This window comes from Flavobacterium sp., assembly GCF_035299245.1.
GTDB lineage: Bacteria > Bacteroidota > Bacteroidia > Flavobacteriales > Flavobacteriaceae > Flavobacterium.
The window spans coordinates 288,082-306,203 of the sequence record NZ_DATGWY010000004.1; the positions used below are offsets into that span (position 1 = coordinate 288,082).

At 34.7% G+C, this 18,122-nt stretch carries 17 protein-coding genes; 7 read left to right on the forward strand and 10 right to left on the reverse strand.

Annotation, left to right across the window (positions count from 1 at the left end; all coding sequences use genetic code 11):
* Positions 1-381: 381 nt before the first annotated feature.
* The 5 genes from VK161_RS02940 to rplU all read right to left on the reverse strand — a co-directional run bounded on the left by VK161_RS02940 (position 382) and on the right by rplU (position 5,877).
* On the reverse strand, positions 382-2,034 hold the full coding sequence (locus VK161_RS02940) for an ATP-binding protein (protein WP_324213261.1): 1,653 nt from the start codon (positions 2,032-2,034) through the stop codon (positions 382-384).
* Positions 2,027-3,088, reverse strand: a complete 1,062-nt coding sequence (locus tag VK161_RS02945) for a DNA cytosine methyltransferase (protein WP_324213262.1) — start codon at positions 3,086-3,088, stop codon at positions 2,027-2,029. The genes VK161_RS02940 and VK161_RS02945 overlap by 8 nt, the downstream gene beginning before the upstream one ends.
* Positions 3,089-3,249: 161 nt before the next feature.
* On the reverse strand, positions 3,250-4,344 hold the full coding sequence (locus VK161_RS02950) for a hypothetical protein (protein ID WP_324213263.1): 1,095 nt from the start codon (positions 4,342-4,344) through the stop codon (positions 3,250-3,252).
* Between the two features lie 539 nt (positions 4,345-4,883).
* Entirely contained in the window at positions 4,884-5,144 is a 261-nt protein-coding gene (rpmA, locus tag VK161_RS02955) for a 50S ribosomal protein L27 (RefSeq protein WP_324213264.1), read from the reverse strand.
* 31 nt (positions 5,145-5,175) lie between these two features.
* The gene (gene rplU, locus VK161_RS02960; RefSeq protein ID WP_324213265.1) at positions 5,176-5,877 is read right to left on the reverse strand and encodes a 50S ribosomal protein L21; all 702 of its coding nucleotides are present in this window, start codon (positions 5,875-5,877) and stop codon (positions 5,176-5,178) included.
* A gap of 224 nt (positions 5,878-6,101) precedes the next feature.
* On the opposite strand from rplU, the gene VK161_RS02965 reads away from it, so the two are divergent.
* Both VK161_RS02965 and VK161_RS02970 read left to right on the forward strand, forming a co-directional pair.
* Positions 6,102-7,436 (forward strand): pitrilysin family protein, encoded by a 1,335-nt coding sequence (locus tag VK161_RS02965; RefSeq protein WP_324213266.1) that lies wholly within the window; start codon positions 6,102-6,104, stop codon positions 7,434-7,436.
* 6 nt (positions 7,437-7,442) lie between these two features.
* Positions 7,443-9,494, forward strand: a complete 2,052-nt coding sequence (locus VK161_RS02970; RefSeq protein ID WP_324213267.1) for an insulinase family protein — start codon at positions 7,443-7,445, stop codon at positions 9,492-9,494.
* Between the two features lie 225 nt (positions 9,495-9,719).
* On the opposite strand, the gene VK161_RS02975 is transcribed toward VK161_RS02970, so the two are convergent.
* Positions 9,720-10,586 (reverse strand): DMT family transporter, encoded by an 867-nt coding sequence (locus VK161_RS02975; RefSeq protein ID WP_324213268.1) that lies wholly within the window; start codon positions 10,584-10,586, stop codon positions 9,720-9,722.
* A 128-nt stretch (positions 10,587-10,714) separates the two neighbouring features.
* Here VK161_RS02975 and VK161_RS02980 point away from each other — a divergent pair, with 128 nt between their 5' ends.
* Positions 10,715-11,092, forward strand: coding sequence for a heavy metal-associated domain-containing protein (locus VK161_RS02980; RefSeq protein WP_324213269.1), 378 nt, complete (start codon positions 10,715-10,717; stop codon positions 11,090-11,092).
* Between the two features lie 104 nt (positions 11,093-11,196).
* Here the strand turns inward: VK161_RS02980 and gldD are convergent, their stop codons facing one another.
* From gldD to mutY, 4 genes are read right to left on the reverse strand one after another with little or no spacing between them, the layout of a single operon-like run.
* Positions 11,197-11,766 (reverse strand): gliding motility lipoprotein GldD, encoded by a 570-nt coding sequence (gene gldD, locus VK161_RS02985; protein ID WP_324213270.1) that lies wholly within the window; start codon positions 11,764-11,766, stop codon positions 11,197-11,199.
* Positions 11,759-13,057, reverse strand: a complete 1,299-nt coding sequence (gene gldE, locus VK161_RS02990) for a gliding motility-associated protein GldE (protein ID WP_324213271.1) — start codon at positions 13,055-13,057, stop codon at positions 11,759-11,761. The genes gldD and gldE overlap by 8 nt, the downstream gene beginning before the upstream one ends.
* 24 nt (positions 13,058-13,081) lie before the next feature.
* Positions 13,082-13,507 (reverse strand): single-stranded DNA-binding protein, encoded by a 426-nt coding sequence (locus tag VK161_RS02995; RefSeq protein ID WP_324213272.1) that lies wholly within the window; start codon positions 13,505-13,507, stop codon positions 13,082-13,084.
* A gap of 41 nt (positions 13,508-13,548) precedes the next feature.
* Positions 13,549-14,583, reverse strand: coding sequence for an A/G-specific adenine glycosylase (gene mutY / locus VK161_RS03000; RefSeq protein WP_324213273.1), 1,035 nt, complete (start codon positions 14,581-14,583; stop codon positions 13,549-13,551).
* 133 nt (positions 14,584-14,716) lie between these two features.
* Between mutY and VK161_RS03005 the strand changes: the two genes are divergently transcribed.
* The 4 genes from VK161_RS03005 (at position 14,717) to VK161_RS03020 (ending at position 18,107) form a co-directional block, all read left to right on the forward strand.
* Positions 14,717-15,010 carry an HU family DNA-binding protein gene (locus VK161_RS03005; RefSeq protein ID WP_324213274.1) on the forward strand — a complete coding sequence of 98 codons (294 nt, stop codon included), beginning with the start codon at positions 14,717-14,719 and terminating at the stop codon, positions 15,008-15,010.
* A 387-nt stretch (positions 15,011-15,397) separates the two neighbouring features.
* A complete protein-coding gene (locus VK161_RS03010) occupies positions 15,398-16,945 on the forward strand; it encodes a ribonuclease E/G (RefSeq protein ID WP_324213275.1) in 1,548 nt (515 codons plus the stop codon).
* Positions 16,946-17,332: 387 nt separating this feature from the next.
* A complete protein-coding gene (locus tag VK161_RS03015; RefSeq protein ID WP_324213276.1) occupies positions 17,333-17,539 on the forward strand; it encodes a hypothetical protein in 207 nt (68 codons plus the stop codon).
* Positions 17,540-17,543: 4 nt separating this feature from the next.
* Positions 17,544-18,107, forward strand: a complete 564-nt coding sequence (locus tag VK161_RS03020) for a hypothetical protein (RefSeq protein WP_324213277.1) — start codon at positions 17,544-17,546, stop codon at positions 18,105-18,107.
* Positions 18,108-18,122: the final 15 nt, after the last annotated feature.

Genomic DNA, 18,122 nt, shown 5'->3' on the forward strand with positions numbered 1-18,122 from the left:
GCCACTGATGCACTGACTTTTTTATTACTAAACGTCTACCTGCAATCTTGTCATCCTGACAGCTTGTCCCGACTTTTCGGGAAAGGAAGGATCTCATCAATCTAAGCAGGGGTTTTTTAGAAGCACTTCCAGCTGTCCATTACAACTCCTCACGTAATGCGCTGTTTTTGTATACTCTTGCCTAAGCTTCCGTTGGTCGCTAGGCAACAGCAACAAAAAAGAACGCATTCCGTTGCGGGGTTTTCATTCCCATCTGGGCTAGGGCTTTTGTGGTGGTAAGAAAGCTAATTTATGATTTTGTCATTCCGAGGAACGAGGAATCTCATTTAGTCAGGTACAAATAACAAATTATAAATCCTCGTCATGTGGTTTAGAGAATCTTTATTCTATTAATTTTTTAATTCTCGCTTTTATATTTTCATAAGTTACATTAAGACTTTGCTTAGCTGTAGACGTGAGTATTGAAGTGTGTGCCATGGCATCTCTAATCGGCTTGTAAGTTTTAGCATCTCTGGCCAAAGCAGCTTCTTTTGTGGGATTTATGGGTTTGTCAACCAAATTGGTTAAATCATCCATTGAAAAATAAAGTAAATCGTCGGCATTTTGTCTTATCTCATAGCTGATATTAGCAGCATTTTTTGCATCCTGCTCTTTCTTTTTATAACCAACTAAACTTGTTGATGCTTCAGGAGATAATGCAATACTCTTATGCTTAATAAATTTTCGTAATAAATTTTCAGAAACGAAACATTCAGCATACGCTGAAAGATTAAATTGTGCGTCATCACTTAATGCCTTTGCCCATTCATCAACTGCGTCCCTGTTTTTAGACTCTTTTGGGGGAACAAACTCATCAATAACGGTATTAAAAAGTTCTTTTGATTTACGTTCTTTTTTTGTTAGTCGAGTAGTGTTTTCAGAATCTCCATCTTGATTAATTTCAATACGCCATTTATCCCAATCATCCATTATTTGTTTTAATATATTATCTTTTAATTCTTCAAGAAATGTTTGAAAAAGAGGATCGTCAGAAATTACTCCTTCACGGCTACTTGTAAACCTGTCTTTTTCACTATCTAAATTATTGTAATGAATTTGTCCATAAAGATAACTCTCAAAAATTCGAGTTGACGGAATGTGTTTTAGTAAATCTTTTTCTCGAAGTCTGCCGTTTACATATAAATCTACTGTAACGGTTTCTGAAGTTTGTTTAATTTTTAAATGAGAAGGTTTTTCCACAGATGCAATAAAACCAGATATTGGAATTGCTGAAGAAATTTTTTTGTATTGTTTGATATGTTCATTAGTAGCTGAAATTTTATCTTTTAGATAAGGATCATCTAAGTTATTAATTTGCCATACAAATTGAGTACTCAGAGATAATTCATTTAGCTCATTTAATGTTATTGTATCATCATTTAAATGAATACTGAAAGAATTATCAATTAGAGAAAATCTAAAAAAAAGTGCAATAAGTTTTCTAATGTATTCAATTCTGTTTCTTATTCCATCATTAATATCTTCGAAATAAATTATTGTTCCGCTTTCTAAATCTTTTTTAAGTAAGTTAAAAATATCTAATTTAACATTTTCAAGAGGATATTGTTGTGGAGTTAAATCGTCATTAATCGCATTGTCCAATGCACTATTGTCTATGATGCCTCCAACAAATTCAGAATCTCTAGTTTTGGTAATGATGTGAATGCGTTTGGCGCAAGAAAGAAGTGCAAGTTTCCCAATTCCTTTCCTTCCAATAAAAGGTCTGTTTTTGCTCGTTGTAGTAACTCCTTCTTTTCGTTTTGAATATCCAATTTTCAAAAATTTTGTTTGAAAATCGTCTGAAGTCATACCGATTCCATCATCTTTTATAATTAGGGAATTATTTAATTTATCTATATGAATCCATACATTCTTTGCATCAGCGTCCCATGAATTAGAAATAGCTTCTCCCAAAACAGTTATAAAGTTTCTATATAAATTTCTCCCTAAATGATTTAGAACGCTTAATGAAATGTTGAATGTAAAATTACTCATAACCAATTTTTTTTAAATGTTTTAAAATACTTTTCCCAATAACATAGCCTAAATCTACAGGAACCGCATTTCCAATATGAACGCCTATTTTGGTTAAAGCAATGTCTTGTTCGTTTTTATAAAATTTATAGTTTTTTGGAAATGTTTGAAGAAGAGCGGCTTCACGAATAGTTAAAGCCCTATTCTGTTCAGGGTGTCCAAACCTTCCTGTTCCAAAATTATAAAACTGAGTAGTGATTGTTGGTGAAGGTTCGTGCCAACTCATTCTACCATATACCGCCGTGTAGCTATCACCTGTTGATTTTTTGTGACAATCCAACCTTAGACTTTCATCCCAATCATGCCAAGTGCCATTTGGTTTTGAAGCTTTAATTCTCTGAAGGTTTATATCTGAAAGTTGTAGTGTGAAATGTAAAGCATCTGATTTTGATCTTTCTCCTTCTTTTAAAACTTCTAAATGTCCAATGGCGGATTTTGTTGTTTTGTATTTTTTTGGAGTTTTGGTTTTTGCTATCAAAGAAATTTCTCCAAATTTTGAAGCTAATAAAACAAGTCTTCTTCGTTTTTGAGGAATTCCATAATCAGGACAATAAACATTTTGATAAGAAACACTATAGCCAAGCTCTTCTAGAGTTGATTTGAAATTATGAAAAATATTTTTGTTAGATAGATTTGGCACGTTTTCCATAGAAACTATTTGAGGATCTGTTTCTTTTATTAGTCTTAAAAATTGATCAAGGAGATTCCATTTTACAGTTTCTTCTTTCCCTTTTATTTTATTTGAGTGTGTTGAAAAAGGCTGACAAGGCGCGCATCCAACTAAGATTTTAATTTGATCTTTTGACCAATATTTTTCAAGTAATTGACTTCCTTTAATATTAGTTATATCATCGCTAATAAAATCAGCTTTATTATTTTTAGAATATGCATACTCACAAGTTTTATCTTGATCAATTCCTGCTTTTATTTTTATTCCTGCTTTTTTAAGTCCAAAAGATAATCCACCAATTCCACAAAAAAGATCAATAGCTGAAATATTTAAAGATTTGTCCATAATTATTAATAATTTGTGCAAATGTATAGTTTTTTATTTTTGGGAACCACTTAATAGTACTAAACAAACCTAATCCATTCGCCAAAATCAAACAAGGGGAAAAACACCCTTTTTATAGAACTATTGTTGTGATTGCACCTTCCCAGAACAATTAATAAGAACTAATTAATTTTCTCATATTCAAGCAGTTTGTAACCGATAGGATAATCATTGAAAACACCAAATTCCATTATTAAAGTGTAGTCCGAGTTGGGATCATAACTAATCTGTTCGAGAATATCTGACAATTTCTTCTCGTCTAAAAAACAATTTATTGATTCTAAGGTTGCAATTCTAGTTAAACCTGAAAAGCAAAACCATTTCTTTTTTTTATGGTATGGATTTCTTCCCAAGTGTACAATAGCATAATCTTTTTCAGGAATATCTTGAGAGTTGCTCAAAATAAAATCCGTTTCTAAAATGATATTATTGTTTTTTTCAATATACCATTCATTCATTCTTTTGTTATTTTCAAAACGTCCAATTCTATACGTTTTTTGGTTAGAAAGATTATAAACTTTTTCTAGGTATTTATTACTTTTTGGTCCTCCAATAATTATTAAATTATCATTTAATTTAGATTCAAATTTTTGTTCGATTCCGATTTCAATATTTTGATGATATTTGATTTTAGCTCTTATAAGTTCTAATGCTTTTAAATCTCCAATTGTAAAATAAGAATTATCCTTTCCTAGGAAAGCAGTAGTTGGTTGCTGACTAAATTCCCAAAATGAATCTACTATTGATTTAGATTTTATTCTTTGAATTATCGCTTTCTCAATTTCAATAATTAAATTGTCATTTAAGTTCTCAATAGAATTGTACGTTGCAATTCCAATTCCAGAAAGGTCAGAGGCAATATTTTTCAATGAATCAATACTTGACACGTAGATAATTATTTTTCCTAATCCAATCGCATAACCAGCCTCGTACATAACATTTGGATTGTTGTCACTAACTTCAAAAATGCATATGTCAGAATGTTGAATTTGAGAATGAATAGAATGATTTATTATCTCTCCAATTTTAAGGTGAAAATCCTGAGATTCAAGATTTAACATGATGTTTTTTGTTTCTTTATTGGTTTTAAGATTTTCTTTGGCAACATGACTACACTCTTTTATCTTATTAACAAAATCAGTTTTTTTGTAAAAATTTGATTCAAATTGATAACCAATAAAAATTCTAATATACTGAGGGAAATTATATAAAATCATAATTTTATATTTTAAAATGCTCGAAATATAAACTATTTGAACTACAAAAAATAGAGTGAAAACACCCTTTTTTCAAAAGCAAAGATTATGAGATTCTTCCTTCGTCAGAATGACAAGTTTGCGAAGAAAAATTATGTTCAACTTCTCCAATAAAGTTCCTATAAATACAACTGCCCTAGCCCAGATAGCAGTGGAAATCCTTTTATGGAGTTTACGGAATAAAAGATTGGAACGAATAGCTGGATTAGCTTCAAAAATTCAGATTTGAAAGAAAAGAGAATTTGACTTTAACAACAGTTGTGTTAAGTTGATGAGATTCCTCCTCGTTCTTCGTTCGGACACGAAAGCTTTGCTCGAACTGGCGAAGCAATGACAAGTGTATTGTATGGACATCAGTTTTAGAATAATAAAATCAGTGAATCAGTGGCAAAAAAACAATTCATGTAGTGTGGCCGAAACCTTGCAGGTTTTCAAAACCTGTTAGGAACAAAAAAACCCGCTCATTACTGAACGGGTATCTATTTCAAAATAAAATTTGATTATGCTTCAAAAGGAACTACAGAAACATAAGACTTGTTGTCTCTTTTTTTCTGGAATACCACAACTCCATCAACTTTAGCGTGTAATGTGTGATCATTACCCATATAAACGTTGTCACCTGGATTGTGTTTTGAACCTCTTTGTCTAACGATTATGTTTCCAGCAATAGCAGCTTGACCACCATAAATCTTAACGCCTAAACGTTTTGAGTGTGATTCTCTACCATTCTTCGAACTACCGACACCTTTCTTGTGAGCCATGATGTTTTGGTTTTATAAGTTAATACTAAAATTAAACTGCTTTTCCGCCGTTTAATTCGTCTTGTAATTTTTTCAATTCGTCCATTTTTCCATCAGCAGCTAATTGCGCTTGTTGAGCCCAAGTAGTTGGATCTAAATGTTGAACTTTAGAAGTAGATGCATCTAAAATTGCTTTTACTTCTTCAGCACTTGCAGCAGCTAATTTAGCGAAAGTATCGATTCCAGCAGCTACTAATGCTTCAGCAGCTTTAGGGCCAATTCCTTCAATAATTACTAAATCATCTCCTCCTTTTTTAGCCTTTGGAGCTTTTGGAGCTTTCTCTTCAACAGTTTCTACTAATTTCTCAGCTTTTGGAGCCGCTTTAGCTTCTGCCTTTGGAGCTTCTGCTTTTTCTGCTTTTGGAGCTGCTTTTTTAGCGCCTGTTGCTACAATTCCTTCAATAAGGATTTGAGTTAAATACTGACGGTGACCATTTCTTTTTTTGTATCCTTTTCTTCTTTTCTTTTTGAAAACGATTACTTTATCACCTTTTAAGTGTTGTAACACTTTGGCTTCTACAGAAGCACCTTCTATAGCTGGGGCGCCTAAAGTTACGCTTCCGTTGTCATCTAATAAAAGAACTTTGTCAAAAGAAACTTTTGAACCTTCTTCATTAGCTAAACGGTGAACATAAACCTTTAAGTCTTTGCTTACTTTGAATTGTTGCCCTGCTATCTCTACGATTGCGTACATAACAAATTGTTTAATTAATTTTTTGAGTGTGCAAATATATAACTTTTTATTACACGTACAACCCCAATATTAAAAAAGTTTATTCTTTAAAATCAATTAGTTATCCAACACTCCTCAATATTTTGTTAAATGGCAAATTATTCTTTAAAAAAACTTACTTTTGGTGTAACAAAAACTTCAATTGCACAACCAATAGTGCAGTCAACAAAAAATATACATTTTTTATGAAAAAATCATTAATTGCTTTAAGTTCTTTGCTTATGATTGGAGGAACAGCGCAAGCTCAAAAAGTGGCTTTTGAGGAATACGATTTAGCCAATGGAATGCACGTTATCTTACACAATGATCCGTCAGCTCCAGTTGTAATTACGTCGGTAATGTACCACGTAGGTTCTAAAGATGAAAACCCAGAACGTACTGGTTTTGCTCACTTTTTTGAACACTTATTATTCGAAGGAACTCAAAACATCAAAAGAGGTGAGTGGTTTAAAATTGTAACTTCAAACGGAGGAACCAATAATGCCAACACTTCAGACGATAGAACGTATTACTTTGAAGTATTTCCATCAAACAGCCTTGAATTAGGATTGTGGATGGAATCAGAACGTTTGATGCACCCAGTAATCAACCAGATTGGTGTGGATACTCAAAATGAGGTAGTAAAAGAAGAAAAACGTCTTCGTGTTGACAACCAACCATACGGAAACTTAATCGCTGAGGTGAAACGCAATATGTTTGTCAAACATCCTTACCGTTGGGCAACTATCGGTTCAATGGCACACTTGGATGCGGCAACTTTAGAAGAATTCCAAGCTTTTAATAAAAAATTCTATTCTCCAAACAATGCTGTTTTAGTCGTTGCAGGTCAATTAGATATTGCTCAAACTAAAGCGTGGATTGAAAAATACTTTGCTCCAATTCCAAGAGGAGTAGATATTAAAAGAGAAAAATTTGTTGAAGATCCAATTACGCAGCCGTTAAAAGCTAAATACGAAGATCCAAACATCCAAAAAGAAATGGTAGTTGCTTCGTACAGAACGCCATCTATGAAAACTCGTGATGCTCGTGTATTGGACATGATTTCTTCTTACTTAAGTGACGGTAAAAGTTCAAAATTGTACAAAAAAATCGTTGACGATAAGAAAATGGCTTTACAGATTGGCGCTTTCAATTATTCGCAAGAAGATTATGGTTTGTACATTTTGTACGGAATGCCACAAGGTGATAATACATCGGCTGACTTAATCAGAGAAATTGATGAGGAAATCGTAAAACTTCAAAACGATTTGATTTCTGAGAATGATTTACAAAAATTAAAAAATAAGTTTGATAATAACTACGTAAACAGCAACTCAAGTGTTGAAGGTGTAGCTGAAAACTTGGCTTCTTTTTATATGCTTTACGGTGATGTAAACCTAATCAACACCGAAATAGAAATGTACCGCTCGATTACTAGAGAGGAAATTAGAGACATCGCTAAAAAATACTTGAACCCAAACCAGCGATTAATTTTAGATTACGTTCCTGCCAAAGATAAAGCTGAAGCAAATAAACAATAAGACATCATGAAAAAAATACTTATATTAGTAACAAGCTTGTTCTTAACTATTACTATGCAAGCACAAGACAGAACACAACCGAAACCCGGACCAGCTCCGAAAATCAATATTAAAAAACCAGTATCGTTTGTATTGCCAAACGGATTGAAAGTATTGGTGGTTGAAGATCACAAATTGCCAAGAGTTTCCTATAATTTGTCAATTGACAATGCGCCTTACGCTGAAGGAAATAAAAAAGGAGTTGACGATTTAACCAGCAGCTTAATCGGAAACGGTTCGATGAAAATTTCTAAAGATGTTTTCAATGACGAAATCGACTTTTTAGGAGCTAACATTGAATTCTACTCATCAGGTGCTTTTGCCAGCGGATTGTCAAAATACTCAAAACGTATTTTAGAATTAATGGCTGAAGGTGCGTTGAATCCAAACTTCACTCAAGAAGAATTCGATAAAGAAAAAGAAAAACTTATAGAAGGTTTAAAAACACAAGAGAAAAGTGTTCCGGCGGTTGCTGGAAGAGTAGAAAATGTATTGGTTTTTGGTAAAAATCATCCAGGTGGTGAATATTTATCAGAAGAAACTATTAATAATGTATCATTAGCGGATGTTAAAGCTAATTATGCTTCGTATTTTGTACCTGAAAACGCCTACTTAGTTGTTATTGGTGATGTAAAATTCAAAGACGTTAAAAAATCAGTTGAGAAATTATTTGGTTCTTGGGTAAAAGCAAAAGCGCCTCAATTAACTTATTCTGATCCTAAAAACGTACAATACACTCAAATCAATTTTGTTGACATGCCCAACGCGGTTCAATCCGAAATTGCTTTGGTAAATACATTGAACCTTAAATTGTCTGATCCAGATTATTTCCCAGTAATTGTAGCTAACCAAGTTTTAGGTGGCGATTTCAATAGTTACTTAAACATGAACTTACGTGAAGCTCACGGTTGGACTTACGGTGCGCGTTCTTCTATAGGAAGCAGCAAATACGGCGCAAGCAAATTCAAAGCCAATTCACAAGTGCGTAATGCGGTTACTGACAGTGCAGTAGTTGAATTCTTAAAAGAAATCAAAAGAATCAGAACTGAAAAAGTAACGGATGAAACATTAAATAATGTAAAAGCAGGTTACATCGGTCGTTTTGTAATGCAAGTAGAAAAACCACAAACAGTGGCTCGTTATGCATTGAACATCGAAACAGAAGGTTTACCAGCTGATTTCTACGAAAATTACATCAAAAACATCCAAGCAGTAACCGTTGACGATGTAACTCGTGTAATGAATAAGTATGTTTTAGAAGACAACATGAGAATCATCATTACTGGTAAAGGTTCTGAAGTAATTCCAGCTTTGGAAAAACTAAAAATTCCAATGTTCTTCTTTGATAAATTTGGTAATCCGGTTGAAAAACCTGCAATGAAAAAACCAGTTCCTGCTGGCGTTACTGTAAAAACAGTTATGGACAACTACATCAATGCTATTGGTGGAGCCAAAGCTGTTGGCGCTGTAAAAACCACTTTTTCTACAGGAAGTACAACTATTCCACAAGCACCAACTCCTTTATCGTATGTTGGTAAAAATGATGTAAAAGGAAAAATGATGACTGAGTTATCAATGAGCGGAATGAGTTTGTTCAAACAAGTATTGAACGAAAAAGGCGCTTATATGTCGCAACAAGGTCAGAAAAAAGCAATTGAAGGTGATGATTTAACGAAAATGAGAGAATCAGCAGCGATGTTTTCTGAATTGACTTTGGCTTCAAAACCAGGTGTTGAATTAACAGGAATTGAGCCTGTAAACGGAAACGACGCTTATGTAGTTAAAAATGGCGATTCAAGTATGTATTACGATGTAAAAACAGGTTTAAAAATTGCTGAATCTGAAACTCAAGATCAAGGTGGTAAAAAAGTAACAACGATGACCTACATCAATGATTACAGAGATGTAAAAGGAGTAAAAATGCCATTTAATATTGTGATGAACGTTGGATTTGAATTGGACATCAAAATGTCAGACATCAAAATCAACGAAGGCGTTTCAGATGCCGATTTTCAATAATTGATTTTTCAATACATAAAAAAGACCGTTAGCAATAGCGGTCTTTTTTTTTGATTATAAGACTGTAAGATTGTAAGACTGTAAGATTGTAAGATTGTTTATTGTCAACAAACACCACAGAAAAAGATCATACAGTCCTACTGTCCTATAGTCTTAAAGTCTACAGTCTTAAAGTCCTATAGTCTTAAAGTCCTACAGTCTCAAAGTCTTACTGTCTCACATCAATCATTTCTTACTCGACAAATACACACCAATCAAAATAATGAACGCTCCTATACACTGAATCGGCGTTAGGGTTTCATGATCCAACAATCCCCAAAAGAAGGCCACAACCGGAATCAAATACGTAACCGAAGTAGCAAAAACCGGAGACGACATTTGAATCAATCGAAAGAAAATAATATTGGCAATTCCGGTTCCAACAATTCCTAAAATCATGATGTAAATCATCGAATGTTGTACTTCAACGTCTTTTACAACCACTAAGAAATCAGTCGAAAACAATACAATCAAAGCAGGAACAACCATCACCAAAAAGTTTCCTGTTGTAATACTCAAAGGTTTTACATCGGATAAGTATTTTTTAAGCAAATTGACATTCGTAGCATAACAAATAGAAGCGATCAACACCAAAATAGTGTACCAATAATTCTGATTCGGATGATGCATTGCTCCATTGATAATCAGTAATAATGTTCCGATTAAGCCAATTATCACTCCCAAAACTTGCGCGCGTTTGAACGTCAATCCGAAGGCAATAGCACCAATAATTAAGGTATTTAAAGGAGTAAGCGAATTGAGTATCGAACTCACCGAACTACTAATTTGAGTTTGTGCAATGGCAAACAAAAAAGCCGGAATAAAAGTGCCAAATAACGAAGTCAACGCAATGTATTTCCATTGATGCGATTGGATTTGTGTAATGCTTTTGAAACCAATAATCAAAAGGAACAAGGCTGAAAATATAATTCGAAGCGAACCCAATTGTAATGGCGATAATCCGACCAATCCTTTTTTGATTAAGATGAACGAACTTCCCCAAATTAAGGCCAAAATGGTCAACAATATCCATTTTAAAGTGTTTGTTTGCATGGCAATTTTTTAGTGCTACAAATTTGACATAATTTTATGAATTGTAGATTAATAAAAGTAGTATTTTTGCATTGTATTAATACGAAATTCGTATTTTCGATACCTAAATGGATTTAAAAATTAAGCATATGAAACTTTCACATTCAATTTTAAGTATAGCATTTGCGTCAGTTGTTTTTACAAGTTGTAAAGACGCAGCTAGCAAACCAGCAGAAAATACAACAGCTGAAAATAAAAAAGAAATTGCAGTGGCAACCAAGCCTGAAACTGCAAAAATCCACATTGAAGGAATGACGTGTGCCGTTGGTTGTGCCAAAGCCATCGAGGAAAATCTTGCCGATATGAAAGGCGTACAAAAAGCATCGGTTGATTTTGATAAAAAAGAAGCAACCATTAATTTCGATTTGGACGTATTGACTACAGACGATTTAGTAAAAACCATTGAATCAACAGCCGATGGGAAATCATATAAAGCTTCTGATGTTAAAGTAGGAAACAAAGTATAATTATTAATTCAAATATATAAAAGCCGTTTCAATAATTTGAAACGGCTTTTTTTATTAAAAGAAATTTTGTTGACACTACGGTGTCCTTGTTTTTCAGATGAATTTTACTTCCACTCCAACGACTCCATCAACGTTTGCATGTCGTTTTTAATGTAACTCGCCGCTGGCATAATCGAATCAAAATTGGGTTTTGCATAAAAATAAACCGAACCTGTAATGAAATGTTTCACACTATCGGTTACATAAAACTGACTGTTGGTTGCTGCATTTCCGCCCACTTGATAAAACATTCCGTATACTTTTTTATTCGGATTAATAAACGGCTGTTCCAAAATATCATCAGCTTTAATCACGTGTTCGTAAGTTAATTTCTGAGCATCGCGCAACAAATTATTTAAGTTTCCGCTAACGGGTTTGTAGGTCAAGTACAAGGTAGCTTTCATTTTCGGATAGGTAATGCTAAAACCACAATTTCCATCATCTTTAATTACTGCATCTGCATTCATGTCAAAGGTAAACGGACAATGATTTTGGTATTTTGTATATTCAGCTATTGGATATTCCAAGCGCAACTGACTCGACGGTTTAGGTAATACATCGTCTTTACAACTGGTAAATAATACGGTAAAAACTAACAGTACAAATAGTGTTTTAAGCGCAAATGGTTTATTCATTTATAGTAACTTTAATTTGTTTGATTCGTTTATTGTCGACTGATTCTATGGTGAACAAATAAATTTCGAAGGGTATTTTTTGTTTGCGTTTCGGAAAATTTCCAAGCAGTTCCAATATAAAACCCGCTAAGGTTTCGGCTTCTCCTTTTTGTTCTTCAAACAGCGATTCATCGGCATCGATAACACGAAAAAAATCCTTCAGATTGATTCTGCCTTCAAAAATATAGTTTTTATCATCAATTTTCGAATAATTACTGTCGTCATCGTCAAATTCGTCACTGATATCACCCACAATTTCTTCGATTACATCTTCCAACGATACAATTCCTGATGTTCCACCGTATTCATCCACTACAATAGCCAAATGACTTTTCATCGATTGAAAATCTTTTAATAAATCGTCAAGCTTTTTGTTTTCGGGTACAAAGAACGGTTCACGAAGCAATTTTTTCCAATCAAATTCTTTTTTATTGATGTGCGGAATCAAATCTTTCACAAACAAAACGCCTTCTATACGATCAATATTGTCTCGGTACACCGGAATTCGAGAATACCCTTTCTCAACAATTTTAGGGTAAATTTCAGCAAAAGTTTCGTTGATGTCTAAGGCAAATAAATCGATACGCGGACTCATTACTTGTTTGGTGTCGGTGTTTCCAAAGTTTACAATGCCTTCCAAAATTTTTTGTTCTTCTTGTGATGTGTCGTCGGTTGAAGTCAATTCTAAAGCTTGAGAAAGTTGATCGACCGATAAATTACTGCGTTTGGTTCCTAGTTTTTCCTGCAAAAACGACGAAATTTTCAATAACGGAAAAGTAATCGGCCAAACTAATTTTTCGATGATTATTAAGGGATACACCACCAATTGCACCAATTTTATTTTGTGGTTGCTGTAGTACACTTTAGGTAGGATTTCTCCCAAAAGCAACAAAACAAACGAAATCATCAACAGTTGGAGAAGAGTTGAAATTTCCTTTGAAACATAAACAAACTGACAACCACTACACAACCACAAAAAGCTAATAATGGCGCCCATAGTGGCAAAATAATTAGCAATAGTGATGGTAGAATGGAGTCGTTTAGGATGCAGTAGTAATTTGGAAATCAGGCTCGACGTCAACGGTTTATTCTGGGCTAAATCGTTCTGTTCTTTCTGAGAAAGAGAAAAAAGCACCGCTTCAGAAGCAGATAGCAAAGCAGAACATACCAGCAAGAAAACGAGAACAAATAATCCCAATACAAAGGAGGAATCAACTGCTGATGATAAGGCTAAACTGGGCTCTGGGTCCAAATTCAAAAAAATTAATTAAACCTGTTAGTACGGCAAGTCGTTGCTGTCTAAATTGGAATCAAAGTTGCCTTTAGGTTCCGAAGTAGGCAAATGTTTGTTGCTTTCCGTATCTTTTTTCACATTCAAAAAAGTGAATTCAGTAACTTGAATTTCGGTAGTGTATTTAGTGGTACCGTCTTCTGCTTGCCACTGACGTGATTTTATTCGGCCTTCTACATAAATTTTATCACCTTTGGTAAGGTATTTTTCGCAAATTTCGGCAGCTTTATTGCGTACCACCAAGTTATGCCATTCTGTAGAAGTAATTTTTTCGTTGGTTTGTTTGTTGATGTATACTTCGTTGGTAGCCAAAGGAAATCTTCCTATGCAATTTCCACCTTCAAAATAATGCATCTTGATATCGTCACCTAAGTGACCAATTAGCATAACTTTATTCAATGTTCCGTTCATGGCGTTTAGTATTTAATTTATTCAAAGTTAATGAAATTTTTTTAATTCAAATACTTTTCAATGAACTTGATTAAAACTATCGGAAACGGATTTTGATTTATGGTATTGATTGGCAGTGAATTGGGCAGGTTTTTGTTGACATTTATTGCAAAAAACCGAATACTTAAAAGTTGATGCGATAATTTGTGTTGGATGGTTTCGTCAAAAGGTGCTATCGATTCAATTCCGTAGTCAGAATACGTCTCTTTGATTTGTTTGATAATGGTTTCTGTAGGTAGTTCACTATCGGTTTCAATCACCGGAAACTCGTACAAATTGTGCCAAATTCCTTTTTCGGTGCGTTTTCTCAAAAGCGTGTTCGATTGCGGATCTTCAAAAACTAAATAATTAAAGTAGCGGTTTCTAACTTTTGTTTTTTTGCTTTTTACAGGCAACTGATCTACTTTTTTGTGTTGCAAAGCAGCGCAACTGTTGTTCAAAACGCATTCGTTACAATTCGGATTTTTCGGTACGCATTGCAAGGCTCCAAATTCCATTATTGCCTGATTAAACAATGCCGAATCTCTGTTTTCCATCAATTCATGCGCGATAGCTGCGAATTCTTTTTTGGCTGTAGCCGATGAAATATCGGTAGTGATGTTGAGGTGGCGCGAAAGCACACGAAACACATTTCCATCAACCACAGCCACATTTTCATTAAACGAAAACGAAGCAATTGCAGCAGCGGTATATTCACCGATTCCTTTTAGCTTTAACAGTTCAGTATAAGTTGATGGGAAAATTCCGTTGTAGTCATTCGCAACAATTTGCGCCGTTTTGTGCATGTTGCGTGCCCGAGAGTAATAACCCAAACCTTGCCACAATTTCAAAACCTGTTCTTCATCGGCTTTAGCCAAATCAAAAACAGTCGGAAAAGCAGCTATAAATCGCTCAAAATAGGGCAATCCTTGTGCTACACGTGTCTGTTGTAGCATAATTTCAGAAAGCCAAATCGCATACGGATTGTTGGTATTTCGCCAGGGTAAATCGCGTTTATTGATTAAATACCAACGGGTTATTAGGTCGTAAAAATTCATTTAGTAACATTGAAATGCAAAAGTAAATCTTTATGTAATTAAATTTTAATGATTTAGGTTGATTATTTGTTTTTTTAATTCGTATATTTGCACTCTCAAAAAAATTAAGTAATTATAATAAAAACGAAAGAAAATGACGAAAGCAGATATCGTAGCAAAGATTTCAGAAAAGTTAGGTCTTGAAAAAGGAGATGTTCAAGCAACAGTTGAAGCATTAATGGAAGAGGTAAAAACTTCATTAGAAAGTGGTGACAACGTATATTTAAGAGGTTTTGGTAGCTTCATCATCAAAACTAGAGCTGAAAAAACTGGTAGAAACATTTCTAAAAATACAACTATTAAAATTCCTGCTCATAATATTCCAGCTTTTAAACCTGCGAAAGTATTTGTAGAAGCGGTAAAAACAAACACTGAAGTAACAGTATAAACCATTTATTAATCACAAAAACTACAAAGTATGCCAAGTGGTAAAAAAAGAAAAAGACATAAGGTAGCGACGCACAAACGTAAAAAAAGAGCGAGAGCTAACCGTCACAAAAAGAAAAAGTAGTTCTAAACTACTTTTTTCTTTTTAAACGTTCATTGAAAACGAATTCAGAATGCAGAAATAAGATTTCAGAACGCAGTTTGTATCACTGCCTTTTGCCTTTTCTTGACTGCAATCTAAAATTCACCGGGTAATAACATACCTGTTTAAAATGTTTAATCCATCCTTACAATTAGCTGTAAGCTTTAAGCTTTAAGCTGTAAGCATTTTTGCCTACTGCCTATTGCCTATTGCCTATTGCAAAAAGTTCGGATAAAAATTTACAACATGAATAAAGAATTAATCATCCGTAGTGGTGACAATGCTGTAGATTTTGCCTTATTAAAAGATGGAAAACTAATTGAATTACACAAAGAAGAAGAGAAAAAGAACGATTTCCTAGTAGGCGATATTTTTATTGCTAAAATCAGGAAACCCGTTGCCGGACTCAATGCGGCTTTTGTAAACGTAGGCTTCGAAAAAGATGCCTTTTTGCATTACCACGATTTAGGTCCGAATTTAGCTTCTTATTTGAAATTCATTAAACTTGTAAGCGCAGGTAAAATAAAAGATTTCTCCCTAAAAAACTTTCCTTTTGAAAAGGAAATCGATAAAGATGGCGCCATCATGGATGTGCTCAATGCCAATCAATCGGTTTTAGTTCAAGTGGTTAAAGAACCTATTTCTACCAAAGGGCCACGCATCAGTTCTGAACTGTCGTTTGCCGGTAGGTTTTTAGTTTTGGTTCCTTTTTCGGATCGTATTTCTATTTCGCAAAAAATAGAAGAAAAAGAAGAAAAAGACCGACTCAAGAAATTAGTTCAAGCCATTAAACCAAAAGGATTCGGTGTTATTGTGAGAACAGTAGCAGAAGGCAAAAAAACAGCCGAACTAGAAAAAGATTTGCAGAACCTAATCGATCGCTGGACTGCAATGTGTAAAAAATTACCAACTGCTCATCATCCTTCTAAAGTACTGAGTGAACTCAACAAAGTTTCCTCCATGCTTAGAGACATTTTTAACGATACCTTCACGGGTATTCAAGTAGATGATGAAGAGTTGTTTCAAGAAACGAAGGACTATTTGGCCGAGATAGCACCTTCAAAACAAAATATGGTGAAGCTGTATCAGTCGAAAGACACGCCCATATTTGAGAAATACCATATAGAACGCCAAATCAAAACGTCTTTCGGGAAAACCGTTTCGATGAGTAAAGGTGCGTATTTGATTATCGAACATACCGAAGCACTACACGTTATCGACGTGAACAGCGGAAACCGTTCGAACAAAGCCACCAACCAGGAAGACACAGCACTCGAAGTCAACATGATTGCCGCTGCAGAAATTGCACGTCAGTTGCGACTCAGAGACATGGGCGGAATTATAGTAATCGATTTTATCGACATGCAAAACCCCGATAACAGAAAGGTTTTGTTTGATTTCTTAAGAGAAGAAATGAGCGATGATAAAGCCAAACACAAAATCTTACCGCCAAGTAAATTCGGATTAGTCCAAATTACTCGCCAACGCGTAAGACCAGAAGTCAATATCGAAACAAGAGAAGAAGATCCGAATAATAAAAATGGAGACATTGAAGCTCCAATTTTAATCATCGATCGAATCGCTTCCGATGTAGAACGATACAAAAATGACCACAAAAAACTTGTACTCAACGTACACCCTTTTGTGGCCGCATACCTTAAAAAAGGTTTTCCATCCTTACGTTCGAAATGGCTTTTTGAACATAAGAAATGGGTGAAAATTATACCTCGTGACGCTTACACGTACCTCGAATACCGTTTCTTTGATGAACAAGGAAAAGAAATTCGGAAATAATACCAGAACGCTCTGTCTTAGGATGGAGCGTTTTTTTTTGGTGTAAATTTAAAGTTGCAAAGTTGCAAAGTCTCAAAGTTGCAGAGTTTCAATTTTAACCATATAAGGCATATAAGAACATAGAAGAAAACCTTAAATGACCTTATATGTCTTATATGGTTCAAAAATCTTCGCGAACCTTGTGCCTTCTTCGCGGTTAAATCTTACAGTCCTATAGTCTTAAAGTCCTATAGTCTTACAGTCTAATAATCTAAACAATCCAAAAAAAGGGTGTTTTTCCCCTACAAAAAAGGGTGTTTTTCCTCTACGCTGCGTAGCATTACTTCGTTACATTAGTTGCCGATATACTTTAAAAGTATTCCCAAAAACTACAAAAACTACTGCTCAATGCCAAAAAACAAACACGAAATCAAACACCTCTGCGGCAGAAACCTCTGTGGAACTTATTTTGAAATCACTCAATACGACTGCGGTTGCGTGACGGTTCATTTACACAACAAAGCCGATCAATGCCAGCAATGCGTTCCTAAGATTCCGAAAGAGAAACACTGCGGACAGTTTGGTTATCCCGAAGATCACAAAAAACGACAGTAATACCATGACCTTAGCCGAACAAATCGAAATCACCGCACAAATTGTAGCCATCATTGGCGGTTTGATTGCCGCTTACAAAATCACCACCGAAATCAAGCAAAGTCGCCTTGAGCGTCATCGCGATTTACGTTGGAAACAAGCCAATTCAGCCCACGAGTTTCTCAAAGACATGCTTGCATCACCAATGGTTACCGACGCCACGATCATGATCGATTGGTCGGGAAGAAGTTTCAACATCACACCCGATCAAAAAGCCACCATTACCTTTCAAGATGTACAAGTTGGACTCCGTACGGACAACTTAGTTTTTTCTGAAAAAGAAGTCTACATTCGCGATTGTGCCGACGCTTTTCTATTTCACATCGAACTCATCGAACAAGCCATACGCAACGACCTAATTGAATTTCGCGACATCAAATTCCCCATGACCTACTACGTCAACGCCATGCGAAAAAACAACCTCTACAACGCCTACCTCGCCTTTATCAAAGAATACGAATACAAAAACGCCGAAAAGTTCCTCAACCGTTTCAATGCCAAATTAAAAACAAGCAGAGGTATGAGTTGAGTACGGGAAACCGTA

What these genes read in the sequence shown, in the direction of transcription:
- VK161_RS02940 (WP_324213261.1), bottom strand. Translation starts at nt 2,034, where the DNA reads ATGAGTAATTTTACATTCAACATTTCATTAAGCGTTCTAAATCATTTA.
- VK161_RS02945 (WP_324213262.1), bottom strand. Translation starts at nt 3,088, where the DNA reads ATGGACAAATCTTTAAATATTTCAGCTATTGATCTTTTTTGTGGAATT.
- VK161_RS02950 (WP_324213263.1), bottom strand. Translation starts at nt 4,344, where the DNA reads ATGATTTTATATAATTTCCCTCAGTATATTAGAATTTTTATTGGTTAT.
- rpmA (WP_324213264.1), bottom strand. Translation starts at nt 5,144, where the DNA reads ATGGCTCACAAGAAAGGTGTCGGTAGTTCGAAGAATGGTAGAGAATCA.
- rplU (WP_324213265.1), bottom strand. Translation starts at nt 5,877, where the DNA reads ATGTACGCAATCGTAGAGATAGCAGGGCAACAATTCAAAGTAAGCAAA.
- VK161_RS02965 (WP_324213266.1), top strand. Translation starts at nt 6,102, where the DNA reads ATGAAAAAATCATTAATTGCTTTAAGTTCTTTGCTTATGATTGGAGGA.
- VK161_RS02970 (WP_324213267.1), top strand. Translation starts at nt 7,443, where the DNA reads ATGAAAAAAATACTTATATTAGTAACAAGCTTGTTCTTAACTATTACT.
- VK161_RS02975 (WP_324213268.1), bottom strand. Translation starts at nt 10,586, where the DNA reads ATGCAAACAAACACTTTAAAATGGATATTGTTGACCATTTTGGCCTTA.
- VK161_RS02980 (WP_324213269.1), top strand. Translation starts at nt 10,715, where the DNA reads ATGAAACTTTCACATTCAATTTTAAGTATAGCATTTGCGTCAGTTGTT.
- gldD (WP_324213270.1), bottom strand. Translation starts at nt 11,766, where the DNA reads ATGAATAAACCATTTGCGCTTAAAACACTATTTGTACTGTTAGTTTTT.
- VK161_RS02995 (WP_324213272.1), bottom strand. Translation starts at nt 13,507, where the DNA reads ATGAACGGAACATTGAATAAAGTTATGCTAATTGGTCACTTAGGTGAC.
- mutY (WP_324213273.1), bottom strand. Translation starts at nt 14,583, where the DNA reads ATGAATTTTTACGACCTAATAACCCGTTGGTATTTAATCAATAAACGC.
- VK161_RS03005 (WP_324213274.1), top strand. Translation starts at nt 14,717, where the DNA reads ATGACGAAAGCAGATATCGTAGCAAAGATTTCAGAAAAGTTAGGTCTT.
- VK161_RS03010 (WP_324213275.1), top strand. Translation starts at nt 15,398, where the DNA reads ATGAATAAAGAATTAATCATCCGTAGTGGTGACAATGCTGTAGATTTT.
- VK161_RS03015 (WP_324213276.1), top strand. Translation starts at nt 17,333, where the DNA reads ATGCCAAAAAACAAACACGAAATCAAACACCTCTGCGGCAGAAACCTC.
- VK161_RS03020 (WP_324213277.1), top strand. Translation starts at nt 17,544, where the DNA reads ATGACCTTAGCCGAACAAATCGAAATCACCGCACAAATTGTAGCCATC.